We start from the raw sequence: 16,929 nt of genomic DNA, 5'->3' as shown, positions 1-16,929 counted from the left end.
CATTGAACGCTGGAGATGATCACCGCCGCCTGGGAGGCTGCAATGCACGACATTACGTCCGCACCGAGCTGGAAAAAGCTCGAAAAACTCCATGCTGAAACGTCTCGCACGACGCTGCGTGATCTGTTTCGGGCCGACGCGCAGCGCGCCGAGCGCTTCACTTTCGACGCCGCCGGTTTGCACGTGGATCTGTCGAAGAACCTGTTCAACGGGCGTGTCATGGAGGCGCTGATTGCACTTGCCGACGACGCCGACCTGACCGAACGCATCACTGCAATGTTTTCGGGCGAGCACCTCAACACCACCGAGGACCGGGCTGTGCTGCACACCGCGCTGCGCGCCCCGGCGGATCGGGCGCTGATCGTCGACGGCCAGGATGTCACCGCTGACGTGCACGATGTGCTGGAGCGCATGAGTGCGTTTGCGGAGTCGGTGCGCTCTGGCGATTGGCTCGGCCACACGGGCAAGCCGATTACCAAGGTGGTCAACATCGGCATCGGCGGCTCCGACCTGGGGCCAGCCATGGCTGCTCAGGCGTTGCGTACCTACGCGGATGCTGGGGTGAGCGCGGAGTTCGTCTCCAACGTGGATCCGGCCGATATGACCCGGGTGCTCGCTGACGCTGACCCGGAGCAGACGCTGTTTATCGTCGCCTCCAAAACGTTTACTACGCAGGAAACACTGTCTAACGCGCATGCGGCGAAGCGCTGGCTGCTCGAGGCTTTCGATGGCGACGACACCGCGATTGCGAAGCACTTCGTAGCCGTCTCTACCAACGCGGAGAAGGTCTCCGAGTTCGGTATTAATACGGACAACATGTTCGGCTTCTGGGACTGGGTTGGCGGCCGCTACTCGGTGGATTCCGCAATCGGCCTGTCGCTGATGGTGGTCATCGGCCCGGAGCGTTTCCGCGAGTTCCTCGCCGGGTTCCACGCGATGGATGAGCACTTCCGCACCACCGATTTCGAGCGCAACGTGCCTGTACTCATGGGGCTGCTCAACGTGTGGTACCGCAACTTCTACCGGGCCCAAACCCACGCGGTGTTGCCGTACGCGCAGGACCTCGCCCGCTTCCCGGCGTATCTGCAGCAGTTGACCATGGAGTCCAACGGCAAGCGCACGCGTATCGACGGCACCCCGGTCACCTATGACACCGGCGAAATCTTCTTCGGCGAGCCCGGCACCAACGGCCAACACGCCTTTTTCCAATTGATCCACCAGGGCACCACACTGATTCCGGCGGACTTCATCGGCTTTGCCAAACCACGCGCTGATCTGCCCACCGCCACCGGCGAAGGCTCCATGCACGACCTGCTCATGGGTAATTTCTTCGCGCAGACGAAGGTGCTGGCGTTTGGCAAAACCCAGCAGGAAATCGAAGCAGAAGGTGTCCCGCATGCACTTGCGCCGCACAAGGTTATGCCTGGCAACCGCCCCACCACCACGATCCTGGCGGAGGAACTCTCCCCGCACTCCCTCGGCGCGTTGATTGCGTTGTACGAGCACATCGTGTTCGTGGAGGCCGCCATCTGGGGCATCAACGCCTTCGACCAGTGGGGCGTGGAGTTGGGCAAGGCTCAGGCCAATGACCTCGCCGCTGCCGTTGCGGGCGAGGAAGAGCCCGCCTCCGGCGACCAATCCACCGACAACCTCATCACCTGGTACAGGGAGCACCGCTAATGGGCGACGCCATCTCATCCGAGTCCTACACGCCACGCCAGCGCACCACGTACCGCCGTCGGCTCGAGGATGAGCTGGAGCGCTTCGACCGGCACCTCCAGGGCGCCGAGTTCGTCGATCACGGCACGATCGGGCTGGAGTTGGAGCTCAATCTTGTCGACGACACCATGCTCCCCCACCCCAACAACCAAGCCGTGCTCGCGCTGCTTGATAGCGAGTACCAGGCCGAAATCGGCGCCTACAACGTGGAGATGAACCACCCACCCTTGGATATTCAAGGCCAGGGGCTAGCGGAGTTGGCTGGTGGCGTCGAGAAGCGACTTGCCCGCGTGCGCGAGGCAGCAAAGCGGGCCGGGTCGCACCTGGCAATGATCGGCACCCTGCCCACGATGACCTCGCAGTTTCTCGATAGCGACGAGTGGATGACGCCAGAGAATCGCTACGCCGGACTGAACAACTCGATCCTGGAATCGCGCGGTGAACTGGTCAAAGTCGACCTGCGGGGCGAGGAGAAATACACCCACTACTTTGAGACCATCGCCCCCGAATCCACCTGCACATCCATGCAGCTACACCTCCAGGTGGCACCAGACCGGTTCGCGGAAGCGTGGAACGCTTCCCAAGCCATCGCGGGTGTGCAGGTCGCGCTCTCAGCAAACTCACCGCTGTTCCTCGGCCACAAGGTGTGGCACGAGTCGCGCATCCCGGTGTTCAAACAGTCCATCGATACACGCACCAAAGAACTGATCAACCAAGGCGTGCGCCCGCGTGTGTGGTTCGGCGAACGCTGGATCACCAGCGTCTTCGACCTGTTTGAAGAAAACGTGCGCTACTTCTCTCCCCTGCTGCCCGAGGGCCGCGCCGATGCCGGCACCCCGTTCATGAACGGCGACAACCCCGGCCTGCACTACCTCAACCTGCACAACGGCACGATCTGGCGCTGGAACCGGCCCATCTACGATCCGGCGGGCGAACTCAGCCACATCCGCGTGGAAAACCGCCTGCTTCCCGCTGGCCCGACCGTCAAGGACATCGTTGCCGACGCTGCGCTCTACTACGGCCTGGTCAAAGCCCTAAGCAACCAGACCCGACCTGTGTGGTCGCGCCTCACCTTCGACGCCGCAAACCGTAACTTCCTCGCCGGCGCCAAGCACGGCATCAACGCCGAGATGGAATGTCCGACGTTGGGTTCGGTTCCGGTACGTGAGCTCGTCGAGAAGCATCTGCTCGACCTCGCCTACGAGGGGCTGCGAGCCCTTGACGTGGACCAATCCTGCGCAGACGAATACCTCGGCATCATCGAGGGCCGCGTGCGCACCGGCCAAAACGGGGCGACCTGGCAACTCGACGCCCTGAGCCGCGCCGCCGCCGGATCCAAACCCGCCACCAGCGAACGCGCCGAAGGCCTCGCACGGGTTTTGCGGCAGTACATCAAAAACTCCCAGGCAGACGCGCCGGTGCACACTTGGAACCTTGAGGTCGAATAAGGCAAGATAGGCCCAATGCAGAGCATCATCGACTGGATCGTCGGCCTAATGGAAACCCTTGGCGCCCCCGGTGTCGGCATTGCGATCCTCTTGGAGAACCTCTTCCCACCCATTCCGTCCGAGGTCGTACTGCCGCTGGCAGGCTTCACCGTCGCGCAGGGATCCCTGAACATGGTCAGCGTGTTCATCTGGTCCGTGCTTGGCTCCGTCATCGGCGCATACATCCTCTACGGCGTCGGCGCCTGGCTCGGCCTGGAGCGCCTGCGCAAGATCGCCGATTGGATGTGGCTCGTGCGCGCCTCCGACGTGGACGCATCGATGGATTTCTTCAACAAATACGGCAAGCCCAGCGTGTTCATCGGTCGCCTCATCCCGGGTGTGCGGTCGCTGATCTCCATCCCGGCGGGCCTGGGCAACATGAACCTTCTCACCTTCGGCCTGTGGACCACGCTTGGCTCCGGCATCTGGAACGCCATCCTGATCTACCTGGGCTACATCCTCGGCGACAACTGGGAAAAAGCCACCGAGTACGCCGACACCTACTCCAACGTCATCTACGTCGTGCTCATCCTGATCATCCTTGGCTTCCTGGTGTTCTTTATCCGCCGCGCGCTCAGCGACTGGGAGGCGAAAAAGGCTGACACTGCGGACACCACCAAATAACCCGCTCGAGGGCGACCGATCACGAAAGTGACGGTCGCCCTCTCCCCTTTAAGAAACCTTCTCGCCTTGCGCCCAATACGAAGCAACATCGGGAAGTTCATCGACCGCGAAGTATCGGGAGTGCGTAACCTTCAAGTCTTCTAAGGACGGCGCCCCGATCACAACAATCTCGACATCTGGATTGTCGTTGGCCTGTTCTTCCTCAAGCCGCTGCAGGATCGCATCACGTACATCCGCATACTCTTTCATCCGAAGCGCGCCGGTCTTGCGGTTGAACACCATAAGGAAGTGCTTCATCGTCTCCCCCTCACTCTTCTACCTCGTACGAACTGAGACGTTGCGATAGGGCTCGCAAAGATTCAATGAGGCTCAGAATACTCGAGGCATGCTGACTCGTAGCAGTCTCCGAGTACGACAATGCTCGAAAAGCTTCCGCCCGCAATTCATGCAGCCTCGAGTTCAATGGCAGACCCATCGGGATATTCGCTAACTGCTCCATCGAGTTCGAACTACTCCGACGCGTCGCTGCTCGTTGCCGTTCCATATGGTGAATATCACGCGCAATCGCAACTAGCGCATCAAAAACCCTGGCTAGCTCTTTATTCCCTGGCCGCGCATCGCTTTCGTATCGGATCTTTCGCCCAGTTTTGTCCGCTAACTTTTCAAAGGTGTTCGCCCACTCCGACTGGAGCAAGGTTCGCATTTGGAGTTCGACATTACCCGCAGCCGACTGAACCACCAGATGAATAGCCCGGTAACCCCCGGGCTGCGCACGGGCGATATAGTCACGCTCAATCACACGATGCCCCTCTGCCCGCAGCACCTGCTGCAGCTCCCATGAGAGATGGCGCAAATCGTCGTGCAACACGTTGGCCGTAATTCGAGCCCCGGCGAAATCCCACATCCGGCCGAGTTGAACCTTCTTCGTTTTGTCCTCATTCGACCGTCTGATTTTGTCACCAATAGTCGCCTGCGATTTCACTCGATAAGCACTGACAATGTCCGGACTTTGGTTTTCCTGGCCAAAAAGTTCCTGCGCAAAACCTGCACAGGCAGCAGCAGTCCGTCGAGCTAACTCGTCGTGCCAGATAATCATCTCCGCGGCTTCCGCAGGAACACTGGCACTACCAGCGAAATATTCTCCGAGCCGGTCGATTTCTCGCTTCCCCCACGGACGTTTTTCTCTCAAAAATTCAAAGTCCATATCTCGCCCCCCTTTTCCAGAAATGGAATATATCAGGGCTCCGGCTGACACCGCGGACACCACCAAATAACCCGCTCGAGGTCGCCGTCGCCGCCGAGAAATCCCTTCTCAATGAGCGTGCCGCAGCGCCTACACGGCTTGTTGTTGCGGCCGAACACGTAACTCGTCTCCCCCGCCCGCTTGATCCCAGTGGTCACGCGGACGGGGGCGTCTTTATTCGCCCACATCAGCCGTCGCGCAAGACGCACATGCTTTTCGACGTCCACCTCCCCCACCCGTTCCCTCGGGTGCGTACCCGCGAGGAAGTTGATCTCCGCGCGGTACTCGTTCCCAATGCCGGCAAGATTGCGCTGATCCAGCAGGGCACGTCCGATTTCGAGGTTCGGCTGTGCCTCGATGCGCCTGACTGCCTCCGCCAGGTCGAAATCCGGATCGAGCAAATCCGGTCCGAGATACCCCATCTCCTGCTCGTATTGGCGGGCTGGGAACACCCGAACGAGGCCGAGCCAAAAGCCGACGAGTTCGATGTCGGGGCGGGGGTCGTCGCTAAGCGAAAGCACCACGCGAGCCGCATGACCAGGCTTCTTCCAGCGTGTTCCGGCGCGATGCATCGACCACGTGCCCTCCATTTTGAGGTGCGTGTGCAGGATCTGCGCCTGGTGGCCGCCTTTAGCGAACTGCATGAAGAGGTGCTTGCCGCGAGGCCAGACGCGCTCGCAGGTCATGCCCGTGAAATCGACGGTGGCGTAGCGCGGGACGCGAATGCTTGTGGCTGCGACTTCGCGATTCTGCATCCACTGCAGGCGCTTAGACAGCTGATAGACCGAATCACCTTCAGGCATAGTGGAGCCCATGTTCCGCTTTCTGGGAAACTTTTTCAATTCTGGCCCGACCCCGGAAGAGTAATTTGTGCGCGAGTCGAATCCGCGGCTCGGCCTTGCGGCCGCAGCGCACCTGGTCAAGCAGTTGTAGTAGAACGCGTGTTCGAAAGTTCGATTTTAACGTCGGGCACGTTGATACATTGACCCTCAACTACGTAAAGGAGGTGACATGAACGACGTATCACGGCTCGTTGACCAGGTCGTTGACAGCCTGACGCAGCTGCGTCTGCTTTTCGACGACCCCACGTCCCTCCCCTTCCCCACCATCGCCCGCGACATCGCACGTCTCGAACAAGCTATGGATAAGAAGGCCTACGTCGACGCCTCCTTTGCACACGCCTGTGTGCTCGCCGATGCAGGCAAACTCGTCGGCGCGAACTACCCGGACGCCTACCTCATGGAGATGTTGGGCATCTCCAAGGGCGAGGCCTACAACCGGCTCGCCCGAGCCAAAGCCATGTTCGCGCCACCCCCGCCACCCGAGCCCGACCTGGACGATTTCCTCGGGGACCTGTTTGGCGCCGGCGATGAACCGACCGACGAGGAGCGCGCCGCCGCCGAAGAAGCCGCCCGCAAGGCCGCCGACGAGGAAGCCGAGCGTCGCCGCAAAGACCAGGAGGACGCCCGCCGTCGCGCCGGCGAGGTCCCCGCCGCCAAGCAGGACATCATCCGGCGAGAACTCGACAAACTGCTCAAGGCCGCCGAGGGCGAACGCATGAGCATCTACGCCCGCGCCATGGAGGAAGCGAAGACACGCAGCGAAAAGGACCTGCGGCTGTTTGTGAAGCGCCTCGTGGACAAGGCGAACAAGCCACACGCAAAGAAGAACCCCAACGCTGGCTTTGAAAAGCGCGAGGCCACCCTGGGCAAGGAAAACTCCGACGGCACCTACGACGTGCGCCTGCACATGACCGCAGGCGACTACGCCCTCTACAAAGCACTCACCGACAAGGGGCTCGCACCAAACTCCAACATCCCGGCTGAACACCAGCAGGACCGCGACCCCCGCACCCGCGGCCAGCGCCGATACGACCAGTTCATGGACATCATGCGCCAATACGAACACGGCGAGCAGGCCGCCAACGGCGGCGCCGCCTCCGTGGTGGTCTCGGTGACGCTCGACGACCTTGCCGACGCCGACGCCACCACCCTGTTCCAAACCAACGTCGGCGTGGAACTCAACGCCTTCGACCTGGTACGCCTCGGCATGGACGGCACCTCCGACTTCTTACTCACCGTCGACGGCCTCACCGGAGTGCCGCTGCACCTGGGCAGGTCGAAACGGCTCGCGTCTGTTGCGCAACGCATCGCCATGTTCGCCATCCAAGGCGTGTGCTCATGGGCCGGCTGCACCACCGCCATGAGCGAGTGCGAAGCCCACCACATCATCTCCTGGCTGCGGTACGGCAGCACCGACATCACCAACCTCACCGGCCTGTGCCCCACCCATCACCGGTGCAACAATGACCACCGGGACGGCTCCTTTAACAAGGGCTACATGGATTACGACCCCACAACCGGCACCGCCGTGCTGGTCAAGGCCGACGGCACCCGTCACGTAAACACCACGGACCCCGCCATGCACTCGGCGGTCAACCGAATCCGGGCGAAACGGGCCCGGGCGGCGGGGCAACCGCCGGGGACCACCCACCGGCCGGTACCCCGCGTGCCGCTACGGCCCTAAAGCCTGGACCCTAGTCGTGAAAGGTGAGCCCATCCGCTGGGCCACTCAAGTCTGGCCTGCCGTTGGCCTCCCCTGCACCGTCTAGCTCCCCCAGCGCCTCCGTTATGCTGCGCCCGCGCCGCTTCGGAGGCGCCGAGGCACGCCCGCCGATCTTGGCCCCCTTGTGGGTCACCGTCGCCCCGAAGTCCTTCAAGGAGAAGGCAGGACCGCCGTTGAGTTTCTCCACGCTCAACGGCTGCATGCGGCCGGCCCGGACCGCTTGAGTCAGGGCATCGACGACCAACGGCATCGGGTCCCCTACCCCGTCGGGAAAGTATTCGAAGAACGTCGTCATGGTTTTCCCGCCGCGGGTGATGTGGGCGGCTAAGAGGCCGTCGACAAGCACCACCATCGCGCCGGCCGAACGGGTCGGGCCCTGCGCCGGCCACGGCAGCGCGGCCCCGTAGGGGTTCGCCGGGTCGGTGGCGGCCAGCACATGCACCTGCGGATCCCGGGCGCCCGAGGGCCAGCCCACCACGTCGTCGGTGTCCTGGTGTCCGCGCAGCCGGTCGATCGTCGCCGGGGTAGAAAACTGCGAGGCCCCAAGCCCCTCCACCAGGTAGCCGCGCATCGCCTTGCCACTTTCTTCAAACCCGGACAAGGTCTTGTAGGCCAGCGCGAACCCGCCGAGGATGTCCTCCGCCACCACCGAACCACGGGTGACCACCCCGTAGCGGTCCAGCAGCGACTCGCCCAGGGCGACGGAGCGGCGCGTGGGGTCGTCGTCAGGCGTGGGCGTGAGCGACCAACGGCCCACCATGTCGGGCGGAACCGTCGACGCGAACGAGGTCCGCCCCGAACGCACCCTGCTTCGCTGCGGCCTGCGACGCGCCCGGTGCGCCGCCTTCCCACCCGCCAACCGGGCCCGGATCGGGGCAAAGGAATCCGGCGCGAGGAAACCGGCCTCGACCAGATCCCACATGGCCTCGCGCAGCTCCTCGGTTGTCGTCGAGGGCTCAAGCAGGTCCCCGAACAAGAACCCGCCGCCGCGGCGCACCTTCTCCATCACCTGGGATTGGGTCAGCGACAGCAGGGGTTCCTCGACCTGCGGCATGAGTTGGGCCGCGTAGTCGGTGGGCAGCAGCATGATCCACGGGTCACGCGCCCCTGCCTTGCCGGCGCCGACGATGGCGACCTCGCCGTTGGCGGTGAGCTCGTCAAGCATCGCCGGCGAGTAGTCGCCAACACGGGACGGGAAGATGTGGGACTCCCAGGCACTTGCGGGCAGGCGCACCCCGGCGAGCTGCTCGATCACTGAGTAAACCCCGTCGGCGCCCCGCAGCGCCGGCGTGACCCCCACCGGAGCGACGTTTGACCACGAAGGCAGAAAACGCCCATAAGCAGACTGCGACACGGGCCGGGTCTGGGCGCGCGCCGCCGCCAGCGAGCGCGACCGGATGATGCGCAGCACCTCGGCGGCGACGTACTCCTGCTCCTCGACGCCCTGCCGGTAGCGGCCCTCGATGACCTTGTCCTTGTCCACCAGCGGCATCAGCGCTGCATGCGCCGCACCGACGGCCAGCCCGAACGCGTCGGCAAGGTCGCGCAACACAAAGGGCCCGCGGGTGCGCACCCAACGCCCCACCAGTTGCGTCAGAGCGTCAGGGATGGTTTGCACCTGGGCGGGGACGCCGGGCGGGACGGGCACGCCGAGGCCGTCGCGAAGCAAGGGCGCATCCAGGACTTGGGCCACGTGTTCGCGCCCGCCGATGCGCACCAGCATCATGCGTGCCCCCAGGGACTGCTCCAGGGAGGTCAGGGGAACCGAGGTGTAGGTGGGCAGGTCGTCGATAGGCACGGGCCCCACGAAGCGCAGGGTGTCGGCGAACTGCTCGGAAGTTTCCGCGCGGCCCACCCGGCGCAGCGAGGCGTCGACCTCCGCGATGATGTCCGCGTCGAGCAGTTCGCGCAGCTCGACGGTGCCCAGCAATTTGGCCAGCAGGGACGGGTCCAAGGACAGCGCCGCGGCCCGCTTCTCGGCCAGCGGGGTGTCGCCCTCGTACATGAACGCGCCGGTGTAGTTGAACAGCAGCGAGGAGGCGAACGGGCTCGGCTGGTCGGTGGTCACCTCGGCGATGCGCACCCGGCGGGTATTGATGTCGCGCATCACCTCCTGCAGGGCGGGTAGGTCGTAGACGTCCTGGAGGCACTCGCGCACCGTTTCCAGGATGATCGGAAACGACGGGTAATTCCGGGCCACATCCAACAGCTGCTCGGCACGCTGGCGCTGCTGCCACAGGGGTGCGCGCTTGCCGGGGTTGCGGCGCGGCAGCAGCAGGGCGCGGGCGGCGCACTCGCGGAACCGGGAGGCAAACAGGGCCGAATTGCCCACCTGTTCGGTGACGATGTCCGCGATCTCGTCGGCGTCGAATTGGAAGATCGCCCCGTCGGGCTCCCTCTCCCCTTGCGGCAGGCGCAGCACGATGCCGTCGTCGCCCGCCACCGCCTGGGCATCCATCCCGGTTTCCTGGGCGACCCGCCACCCGGTGGCCAGCGCCCACGCCGCGTTGACACCCTTGCCAAACGGAGTGTGCAGCACGACGCGCCAGTCGCCTAACTCGTCGGTGAAGCGCTCCAGCACGAGGGTTTTCTCGTCGGGGAGGATGCCGGTGGCCTCCTCCTGCTCGTCGAGGTATTGCAGCAGGTTGATACGCGCGCGCTCGTCCAAGCTTTCGTCCAAAGCATTTCTTGCTTCTCGACGAAACGCCCCCACCGCCTTACCCAACTCATACGGCCTACCCAGCCCGTCGCCTGTCCAGAACGGCAGGCGGCCGGTGTGGCCGGGCGCCGGGCTGACCTGCACTTGGTCGCGGGTGATGTTTTCGATGCGCCACGAGGAGGCGCCGAGGGTGAACACGTCGCCGACGCGGGACTCGTAGACCATCTCCTCGTCCAACTCGCCGACTCGGCGGGGTGCTTTGTCCCCTTCTTGCGAGCCTGCGAGCAAGAACACGCCGAACATGCCACGGTCCGGGATGGTGCCCGCGTTGGTCACCGCCACCCGCTGGGCGCCGGGGCGCGCCTTCAAGACATTGCCTTCGAGGATTGCGCGGGGCCGCAGCTCGGCGAAGTCGGTGGACGGATAGACGCCGATGACCAGGTCGATCACCGAGTCGAACACCTCGCGGGCAAGGTCACGGTACGGCCAGGCGCGGCGCACGGTGTCGTACCACTCGTCCACATCCAGGTCCTCCACCGCAACCGCAGCCACGGTCTGCTGGGCAAGCACGTCCAGCGGGCTTCGCGGGGTGTGCAGCTCCTCGATGAGGCCTTGGCGCATCCGGGGCACCGTCACCGCGGTTTGCACCAGGTCGGAGCGGTGCTTCGGGTAGAACGTGCCCTCGGAGACCGCCCCTACGGTGTGCCCGGCGCGGCCCACGCGCTGCAGTCCGGAGGCAACCGACGGCGGGGATTCCACCTGGATGACCAGGTCCACCGCACCCATGTCGATGCCCAGCTCCAGCGAGGAGGTGGACACCACCGCACGCAGGGTGCCCTCTTTCAGCATGGTTTCGGTCAAGGCGCGCTCGTCCTTGGACACGCTGCCGTGGTGGGCGCGCGCAATCACGGTCGCGGCGTGGCCGGCGGTATCCACCGACTTCATCAGCTGCGCCGGCGGGCGGCGGGTCTGCGGGGAGAGCGCCTCCGGGTCGTGTTCCTTCGCCCAGAGTTCGTTTAACTGGCTGGTCAAGCGCTCCGCGGTGCGGCGGGAGTTGACGAAAACGATGGTGGACCGATGCGCCATGACTTCGTCGTAAATCGCGCGCTCGATGTGGGGCCAGATGGAGTTGGTAGCACCGGGCGGCGGGGCGTCCAGGGCGTCGTCCACGGCGTCGTCGAGAATCGCATCGCCGATGGTGGAGGCGTCCTCGGGAACGGGCAGGTCGCTCATGTCGTCGACGGGCACGCGCACGTCGAGTTCCCAGCGCTTCTCCCCTGGCGGGTTGATGATCGTCGTCTTGGGGCCCAAAAAGTTGGCCACCGCCTCGATCGGGCGCACCGTGGCGGACAGTCCGATGCGCTGGAAGTCCCCGGCGAGGCGGCGCAGGCGCTCCAGCGAAAGCGCGAGGTGCACGCCGCGCTTGGTGCCGGCCAGGGCGTGGATTTCGTCGACAATGACCGTGTCCACCGTCTTCAGAATGCCCGCCGCCTTGGACGTGAGCATGAGATACAGCGACTCCGGCGTGGTGATCAGGATGTCCGGCGGCTTTCGCACCTGCCGGTTGCGCTCCGCCTGCGGGGTGTCACCCGAGCGCACCCCCACCGAAATGTCCGGCATGTCGCGGCCCAAACGCTGCGCCACCCGCGCAATGCCAGCCAGGGGTGCGCGGAGGTTGTTCTCCACATCCACGCCGAGGGCCTTCAGCGGCGAAATATAAAGGACGCGCACGCCGCCGTGGGTGGAGGTGTTCGCCCCATCGATGGGCAGCGCCTGCTGGCCGGCCCGCTCCACCAGGGAGTTCAGCGCCCACAGAAACGCCGCCAGCGTCTTGCCGGAGCCGGTGGGTGCGACGACGAGGGCGTTCTCGTCGTCGGAAACCGCGCGCCACGCCTGCTCCTGCACCGCCGTGGGCGCTGCGAAGACATCCTGGAACCACCCCGCCACCTGCGGGTGAAAGCGGTCCAAGATCGAGCCAGTCATTTCGCCAACCTTAGCGGTAGAGTCGGGCACATGACTGCTGAGTACTCCGACTCCCGGCTGACCAACCTGATTGCGGAAGGCACGGGTGAAATCCTCAAAGGCATCCGCGGGGTGGGCCTGCTGCGTGGCCGCGAACTCGGCGAGACTGGCGACGATCTCGCCCAGGCCTGGATCGAGCGAGTCTTAAGCCAACACCGCCCCAACGACGGGTTCCTCTCCGAGGAAGCGTCCGACAACCCGGCGCGCCTGAGCAAGGACCGGGTGTGGATCGTCGACCCGCTCGACGGCACCAAGGAGTTCGCGACCGGCCGGCAGGACTGGGCGGTGCATGTGGCGCTCGTCGAAAATGGCGTGCCCACCCACGCCGCCGTCGGGCTGCCCGACCTTGGTGTGGTGTTTAAGTCCTCCGACGTGCGCCACGTCTCAGGGCCGTTCGCCGGCAAGGTGGCCATGTCGCGCAACCGCCCGCCCGCCGTCGCCCGCTACGTCGCGGACGCGATCGGCTTCGAAACAGAACAGATCGGCTCCGCTGGCGCCAAGGCCATGCACGTGCTGCTGGGCGATTACGACGCCTACATCCACGCCGGTGGCCAATACGAATGGGACCAAGCTGCACCTGTAGGAGTCTCGCTCGCGGCGGGCCTGCACGCATCGCGCCTCGACGGTACCCCGCTTCGCTATAACAACAACGACACCTATATTCCAGACATGCTTATTTGTCGCCCGGAGATTGCCGACGACATCTTGGAAGCCGCCGCCCGCTACCACGACGAGCACGGCTCGTTCGAAGGAGTACTGAAGTAACCAATGGTCAAGACCCCATACGAGGACCTGCTGCGCGACGTGCTGGAAAACGGCACCGAGAAAGGTGACCGCACCGGCACCGGCACCCGCAGCGTGTTTGGCCGCCAGATCCGCTACGACCTCTCCGAGTCGTTCCCGCTGCTGACCACCAAGAAGGTCTTCTTCAAGGGTGTCGTCGGCGAACTGCTGTGGTTTTTGCGCGGCGATTCCAACGTGCGCTGGCTGCAGGACAACGGCATCCGCATCTGGAACGAATGGGCCGACGCCGACGGCGAGTTGGGTCCGGTCTACGGCGTGCAGTGGCGCTCCTGGCCCACCCCGGACGGCGGCCACGTCGACCAGATCGCCGAAGCCCTGGCAACCCTGAAGAAGAACCCGGATTCGCGCCGCAACCTGGTGTCTGCCTGGAACGTGTCCGAACTGGACAAGATGGCGCTCATGCCGTGCCACCTGATGTTCCAGCTCTACGTCGCCGACGGGCGCCTGTCCATGCAGGTCTACCAGCGCTCCGCCGACATGTTCCTGGGTGTGCCGTTCAACATCGCCTCCTACGCACTGCTGACCCACATGTTCGCCCAGCAGGCGGGCCTTGAGGTCGGCGAGCTGATCTGGACGGGCGGCGACTGCCACATCTACAACAACCACGTCGACCAGGTGCGCGAGCAGCTCTCCCGCGACGCCCGCGAGTATCCGCAGCTCAAACTGCGCAAGGCTGCATCCCTGTTCGACTACGACTTCGACGACATCGAGGTCGTCGGCTATGACCCGCACCCCACCATCAAGGCGGAGGTGTCCGTCTAGTGTTGGGCGCGATCTGGGCGCAAAGCGCCGACGGCATCATCGGCGACGGCGACGACATGCCCTGGCACCTGCCCGAAGACCTCAAACATTTCAAGGACACCACCAGCGGGCATCCGATCATCATGGGGCGCCGCACCTGGGAGTCACTGCCGGTCAAGCCGCTGCCGAACCGCAAGAACATCGTGTTGTCCTCGCGCGAGGCGGGCGCCTGGTCCCGCGGGGCGTCGGTCGTCGCCGACATCCCGGACCTCGAGGGCGACGCCTGGATCATCGGCGGCGCCCAAATCTACGCCGCCACCCTCGACGAGGTCGACGTCATCGAACGCACGCTTATCGACGTCCACCCCGACGTCCCCGATGCCAAAGCCGTCTACGCCCCGCGTATCGACGACACCTTTGCCCTCGTTTCCGAAACGGAGTGGCTCACCTCGTCGACAGGCTTGCGCTACAAATTCCAACGCTTCGAAAGGATCTAACATGACCGTCACCGCACCCGAAACCAACGCCCACGTGACCATCTTCGCCGCCGACTGGTGCCCGTTCTGCCAGAAGCTGCGCCAGCGCCTCGACCGCACCGAAACCCCCTACGACATCGTCGACGTCGAGGCCGACGGCATGGACGAGGTCAACGAGTGGATCAAGTCCGTCAACGACGGCAACCGCATCGTGCCCACCGTGCTCTTCTCCGACGGCACCCACGCCACCAACCCGGAGGCCTCGGCAGTGCGCGCCAAGCTGCGCGAGCTCACCGGCGAGGAGTAGGCCCGGAGAATCCTTCGGGGCCCTTCTACTCTCTCCGGTCCCAGCGGACTTCGCCGTCGACGACCTGCCCCGTGGGGACCAACCCTACGGTGGCGGCGACTCGCTGCGAGGCGATGTGGTCGGGGTGGATATGAGCGATGAGGTACGTAATGCCTCGCTCCGCAAGATAGGTGGAAAGCAGTTTCACGGCTTCTTTGGCGTAGCCGTGCCCCTGCCACTGCGTCCCGATCACCCACGCGATCTCCGTCGCACCGCCGTTGCGGGGCACGGTCGCTTGGACGTATCCGATCGGCTGCTTGCACGCACCGAGTGTGACGACGAAATTGATCCACTCCTCGGCACCATCGCTGGATTCGCCTCGAGTCTGGATCGCGTACCGCCGCGCAAGCTCATCCTCAGAGGGCGGCCCACCGCCTGTGAATGTGTAAAGGGTTCGATCCGAAAGCACATCAGCCATCTCGGTAGCGTCCTCGACGCGAAGTGGCCGTAATTCGATAGTCATCTTCACCACCCGCCATCTGACCTCGACGCCACACCAAACCCCTATTTGCGCCCCAGAGAGGAATCGAACCTCCGACACCGGCTTTAGGAGAGCCGTGCTCTATCCACTGAGCTACTAGGGCAATGGGGCTTAGGTTACCGCAGCGGTTTTCGTTCGCGGAATCGGCTGGGCTACCCACATAAGTTACCAAGTAGTAACATAGCGTCACTGTTCCTCCACCCCCAGTGAGGTCACTATGACGATCCTTCAAGAAGGCCAGGTCCAGCGCTCCTACATCATGGCGGACCGCGGCCCGCGCCCCCTGATTCGCGGCTGGGCCCACTTCGTGGCGGCCGCAGCCTTCGCGCTGGCCTCCACCGTGCTGATCACCTACGGGTGGATGACCCTGCCGGCGCTCCACGCCGCCGGGGTTACCGTCTACGGCGTCGGGGTCGTACTGCTGTTTGGGGTCTCCGCGATGTACCACCTCTACCCGTGGCGCTCCCCGTCCACGGTGCAGTGGTGGCGCCGCGCCGACCACGCGACCATCTCCATCTTCATCGCCGCGACCTACACCCCACTGTGCCTGATCGTGTTCGAGCCGCGAACCGCCGCGACCATCCTCGTCGTGTCCTGGATCGGCGGCCTGGGTGGTGCCGCGCTCAACCTGGTGTGGATCAATCACCCGCGATGGCTGGACGTTGTGGTGTACGTGGGGCTCGGCTGGGTGATCGTGCCGCTGATCCCCACCCTGTGGGCCAGCGCAGGGCCGGCGGTGGTGTGGCTCCTATTCGCGGGAGGCGTGCTCTACACGGTTGGCGCCATCGTGTACGGGGCCCGCTGGCCGGGGCGCGAGGCGCGCTACTACGGCTACCACGAACACTTCCACACTGCGACGATCGTGGCGGCCGTGTGTCACCTCGTCGCCATCTGGATCGTGGCCACGCAGGCAAACTAAGGTGCACAAGAGGCAAAACGAGACTAATGTTACGCAAGTGACTACTTTTGATCGCCGCTCGTTCCTGAAGTCTGCGGGCGCACTCGCGGCAACCACCGCCGCCGCCGGCGCCGCAGCCACCGCCCTCTCCCCTGCCGCACAGGCTCAGCAGCGCCGCGTGCTCGGCACCGTGATCGACTACTCCGCCGCCGTCCCATCCGCCCGCGCCGTGAAAGCCGCCGGCCACATCGGCGCCGTGCGCTACGTATCCCAGCCCCGCCCCGACGCACTCTGGATGCGCGGCAAGCCCGTCACCCTCGACGAAACCCAGGACTACAAGGCCAACGGCCTGTCGGTGGCGTCGGTCTACCAGTTCGGCCGCGCCGACACCGCCGACTGGCTCCAGGGTCCGCTCGGCGCTGCCAAGCACGCACCCCAGGCCATCGCCCTGCACCGCGCCGCAGGCGGCCCGACCGGGCGCCCGATCTATGTGGCTATCGACGACAACCCGACGCTCGCCCAGTTCAACAAATTCATCAACCCATACCTTTCCGCCATGGGCGCTGTACTCAGCGCCGCCGGCTACCAGTTGGGTGTGTACGGCAACTTCTACACCATCGCCTGGTGCCTGGAGGATGGCATCGGTAGCTACTTCTGGCAGCACGACTGGGGCTCGCGCGGCAACATCCACCCCCGTGCGAACATTCACCAGGTCGCCGGACGCCAGGCATACATCCAGGGCATCCAGGTGGACATCAACGACGTCTACACCGCCGATTGGGGCCAGTGGACCCCCGGCCAAAGCGATTCCCTGTTCCAGATGAGCAGCCTGCTGTCGTCGAATGGACTGTTGGTCCGGTAGGT

Annotated in this window: 15 protein-coding genes and 1 tRNA gene; 10 read left to right on the top strand and 6 right to left on the bottom strand. The window is 64.5% G+C overall.

The genetic code is table 11. The features are described from left to right. Positions 1–42 precede the first annotated feature (42 nt). Genes pgi through HMPREF2785_RS02755 form a run of 3 tightly spaced genes read left to right on the top strand, consistent with a single transcriptional unit; the run spans position 43 to position 3,830 of the window. A complete protein-coding gene (pgi, locus tag HMPREF2785_RS02765; RefSeq protein WP_070451830.1) occupies positions 43–1,680 on the top strand; it encodes a glucose-6-phosphate isomerase in 1,638 nt (545 codons plus the stop codon). Continuing rightward, the gene (locus HMPREF2785_RS02760) at positions 1,680–3,167 is read left to right on the top strand and encodes a glutamate-cysteine ligase family protein (RefSeq protein WP_070614204.1); all 1,488 of its coding nucleotides are present in this window, start codon (positions 1,680–1,682) and stop codon (positions 3,165–3,167) included. Before pgi ends, HMPREF2785_RS02760 begins: the two co-directional genes overlap by 1 nt. Before the next feature lie 15 nt (positions 3,168–3,182). Then, entirely contained in the window at positions 3,183–3,830 is a 648-nt protein-coding gene (locus HMPREF2785_RS02755) for a DedA family protein (RefSeq protein ID WP_070570954.1), read from the top strand. A 48-nt stretch (positions 3,831–3,878) separates the two neighbouring features. Here HMPREF2785_RS02755 and HMPREF2785_RS02750 read toward each other — a convergent pair whose 3' ends face one another. Genes HMPREF2785_RS02750 through HMPREF2785_RS02740 form a run of 3 tightly spaced genes read right to left on the bottom strand, consistent with a single transcriptional unit; the run spans position 3,879 to position 5,876 of the window. Further along, positions 3,879–4,127 (bottom strand): hypothetical protein, encoded by a 249-nt coding sequence (locus HMPREF2785_RS02750; RefSeq protein WP_070421444.1) that lies wholly within the window; start codon positions 4,125–4,127, stop codon positions 3,879–3,881. A 10-nt stretch (positions 4,128–4,137) separates the two neighbouring features. After that, positions 4,138–5,034 (bottom strand): RelA/SpoT domain-containing protein, encoded by an 897-nt coding sequence (locus HMPREF2785_RS02745; protein ID WP_070614203.1) that lies wholly within the window; start codon positions 5,032–5,034, stop codon positions 4,138–4,140. 32 nt (positions 5,035–5,066) lie between these two features. Further along, positions 5,067–5,876 carry a DNA-formamidopyrimidine glycosylase family protein gene (locus HMPREF2785_RS02740; RefSeq protein WP_070614202.1) on the bottom strand — a complete coding sequence of 270 codons (810 nt, stop codon included), beginning with the start codon at positions 5,874–5,876 and terminating at the stop codon, positions 5,067–5,069. Between the two features lie 208 nt (positions 5,877–6,084). Between HMPREF2785_RS02740 and HMPREF2785_RS02735 the strand changes: the two genes are divergently transcribed. Then, complete coding sequence (locus tag HMPREF2785_RS02735; protein ID WP_070614201.1) at positions 6,085–7,599, top strand: HNH endonuclease signature motif containing protein; 1,515 nt, start codon at positions 6,085–6,087, stop codon at positions 7,597–7,599. Positions 7,600–7,609: 10 nt separating this feature from the next. Here the strand turns inward: HMPREF2785_RS02735 and HMPREF2785_RS02730 are convergent, their stop codons facing one another. Continuing rightward, positions 7,610–12,280 carry an ATP-dependent helicase gene (locus HMPREF2785_RS02730; protein WP_083308831.1) on the bottom strand — a complete coding sequence of 1,557 codons (4,671 nt, stop codon included), beginning with the start codon at positions 12,278–12,280 and terminating at the stop codon, positions 7,610–7,612. Between the two features lie 30 nt (positions 12,281–12,310). Here HMPREF2785_RS02730 and HMPREF2785_RS02725 point away from each other — a divergent pair, with 30 nt between their 5' ends. Genes HMPREF2785_RS02725 through HMPREF2785_RS02710 form a run of 4 tightly spaced genes read left to right on the top strand, consistent with a single transcriptional unit; the run spans position 12,311 to position 14,647 of the window. Next, entirely contained in the window at positions 12,311–13,084 is a 774-nt protein-coding gene (locus tag HMPREF2785_RS02725) for a 3'(2'),5'-bisphosphate nucleotidase CysQ (protein WP_070483710.1), read from the top strand. Positions 13,085–13,087: 3 nt separating this feature from the next. Next, positions 13,088–13,885 carry a thymidylate synthase gene (locus HMPREF2785_RS02720; protein ID WP_070483712.1) on the top strand — a complete coding sequence of 266 codons (798 nt, stop codon included), beginning with the start codon at positions 13,088–13,090 and terminating at the stop codon, positions 13,883–13,885. Next, positions 13,885–14,361, top strand: coding sequence for a dihydrofolate reductase (locus HMPREF2785_RS02715; RefSeq protein WP_070483714.1), 477 nt, complete (start codon positions 13,885–13,887; stop codon positions 14,359–14,361). The genes HMPREF2785_RS02720 and HMPREF2785_RS02715 overlap by 1 nt, the downstream gene beginning before the upstream one ends. A 1-nt stretch (position 14,362) precedes the next feature. Then, a complete protein-coding gene (locus HMPREF2785_RS02710; protein WP_070421450.1) occupies positions 14,363–14,647 on the top strand; it encodes a mycoredoxin in 285 nt (94 codons plus the stop codon). A 25-nt stretch (positions 14,648–14,672) separates the two neighbouring features. On the opposite strand, the gene HMPREF2785_RS02705 is transcribed toward HMPREF2785_RS02710, so the two are convergent. Together HMPREF2785_RS02705 and HMPREF2785_RS02700 are read right to left on the bottom strand one after the other, a co-directional pair. Next, the gene (locus HMPREF2785_RS02705) at positions 14,673–15,149 is read right to left on the bottom strand and encodes a GNAT family N-acetyltransferase (RefSeq protein WP_070483772.1); all 477 of its coding nucleotides are present in this window, start codon (positions 15,147–15,149) and stop codon (positions 14,673–14,675) included. A 48-nt stretch (positions 15,150–15,197) separates the two neighbouring features. Beyond that, positions 15,198–15,270, bottom strand: a tRNA-Arg gene (locus tag HMPREF2785_RS02700). A 114-nt stretch (positions 15,271–15,384) separates the two neighbouring features. Between HMPREF2785_RS02700 and HMPREF2785_RS02695 the strand changes: the two genes are divergently transcribed. Both HMPREF2785_RS02695 and HMPREF2785_RS02690 read left to right on the top strand, forming a co-directional pair. Next, positions 15,385–16,086, top strand: coding sequence for a PAQR family membrane homeostasis protein TrhA (locus HMPREF2785_RS02695; RefSeq protein ID WP_070614200.1), 702 nt, complete (start codon positions 15,385–15,387; stop codon positions 16,084–16,086). Between the two features lie 37 nt (positions 16,087–16,123). Next, positions 16,124–16,927, top strand: a complete 804-nt coding sequence (locus tag HMPREF2785_RS02690) for a DUF1906 domain-containing protein (protein WP_070450789.1) — start codon at positions 16,124–16,126, stop codon at positions 16,925–16,927. Positions 16,928–16,929 lie beyond the last annotated feature (2 nt).

The sequence above is a fragment of the Corynebacterium sp. HMSC067D03 genome, from assembly GCF_001811185.1.
Classification (GTDB): domain Bacteria; phylum Actinomycetota; class Actinomycetes; order Mycobacteriales; family Mycobacteriaceae; genus Corynebacterium; species Corynebacterium coyleae.
Note: the sequence above shows the minus strand (reverse complement) of the source record. Positions and strands in the feature narration are given on the sequence as shown.

Excerpts from the sequence above, each read along its gene's own strand:
- pgi (WP_070451830.1), top strand. The coding sequence starts at position 43 with ATGCACGACATTACGTCCGCACCGAGCTGGAAAAAGCTCGAAAAACTC.
- HMPREF2785_RS02760 (WP_070614204.1), top strand. The coding sequence starts at position 1,680 with ATGGGCGACGCCATCTCATCCGAGTCCTACACGCCACGCCAGCGCACC.
- HMPREF2785_RS02755 (WP_070570954.1), top strand. The coding sequence starts at position 3,183 with ATGCAGAGCATCATCGACTGGATCGTCGGCCTAATGGAAACCCTTGGC.
- HMPREF2785_RS02750 (WP_070421444.1), bottom strand. The coding sequence starts at position 4,127 with ATGAAGCACTTCCTTATGGTGTTCAACCGCAAGACCGGCGCGCTTCGG.
- HMPREF2785_RS02745 (WP_070614203.1), bottom strand. The coding sequence starts at position 5,034 with ATGGACTTTGAATTTTTGAGAGAAAAACGTCCGTGGGGGAAGCGAGAA.
- HMPREF2785_RS02740 (WP_070614202.1), bottom strand. The coding sequence starts at position 5,876 with ATGCCTGAAGGTGATTCGGTCTATCAGCTGTCTAAGCGCCTGCAGTGG.
- HMPREF2785_RS02735 (WP_070614201.1), top strand. The coding sequence starts at position 6,085 with ATGAACGACGTATCACGGCTCGTTGACCAGGTCGTTGACAGCCTGACG.
- HMPREF2785_RS02730 (WP_083308831.1), bottom strand. The coding sequence starts at position 12,280 with ATGACTGGCTCGATCTTGGACCGCTTTCACCCGCAGGTGGCGGGGTGG.
- HMPREF2785_RS02725 (WP_070483710.1), top strand. The coding sequence starts at position 12,311 with ATGACTGCTGAGTACTCCGACTCCCGGCTGACCAACCTGATTGCGGAA.
- HMPREF2785_RS02720 (WP_070483712.1), top strand. The coding sequence starts at position 13,088 with ATGGTCAAGACCCCATACGAGGACCTGCTGCGCGACGTGCTGGAAAAC.
- HMPREF2785_RS02710 (WP_070421450.1), top strand. The coding sequence starts at position 14,363 with ATGACCGTCACCGCACCCGAAACCAACGCCCACGTGACCATCTTCGCC.
- HMPREF2785_RS02705 (WP_070483772.1), bottom strand. The coding sequence starts at position 15,149 with ATGACTATCGAATTACGGCCACTTCGCGTCGAGGACGCTACCGAGATG.
- HMPREF2785_RS02695 (WP_070614200.1), top strand. The coding sequence starts at position 15,385 with ATGACGATCCTTCAAGAAGGCCAGGTCCAGCGCTCCTACATCATGGCG.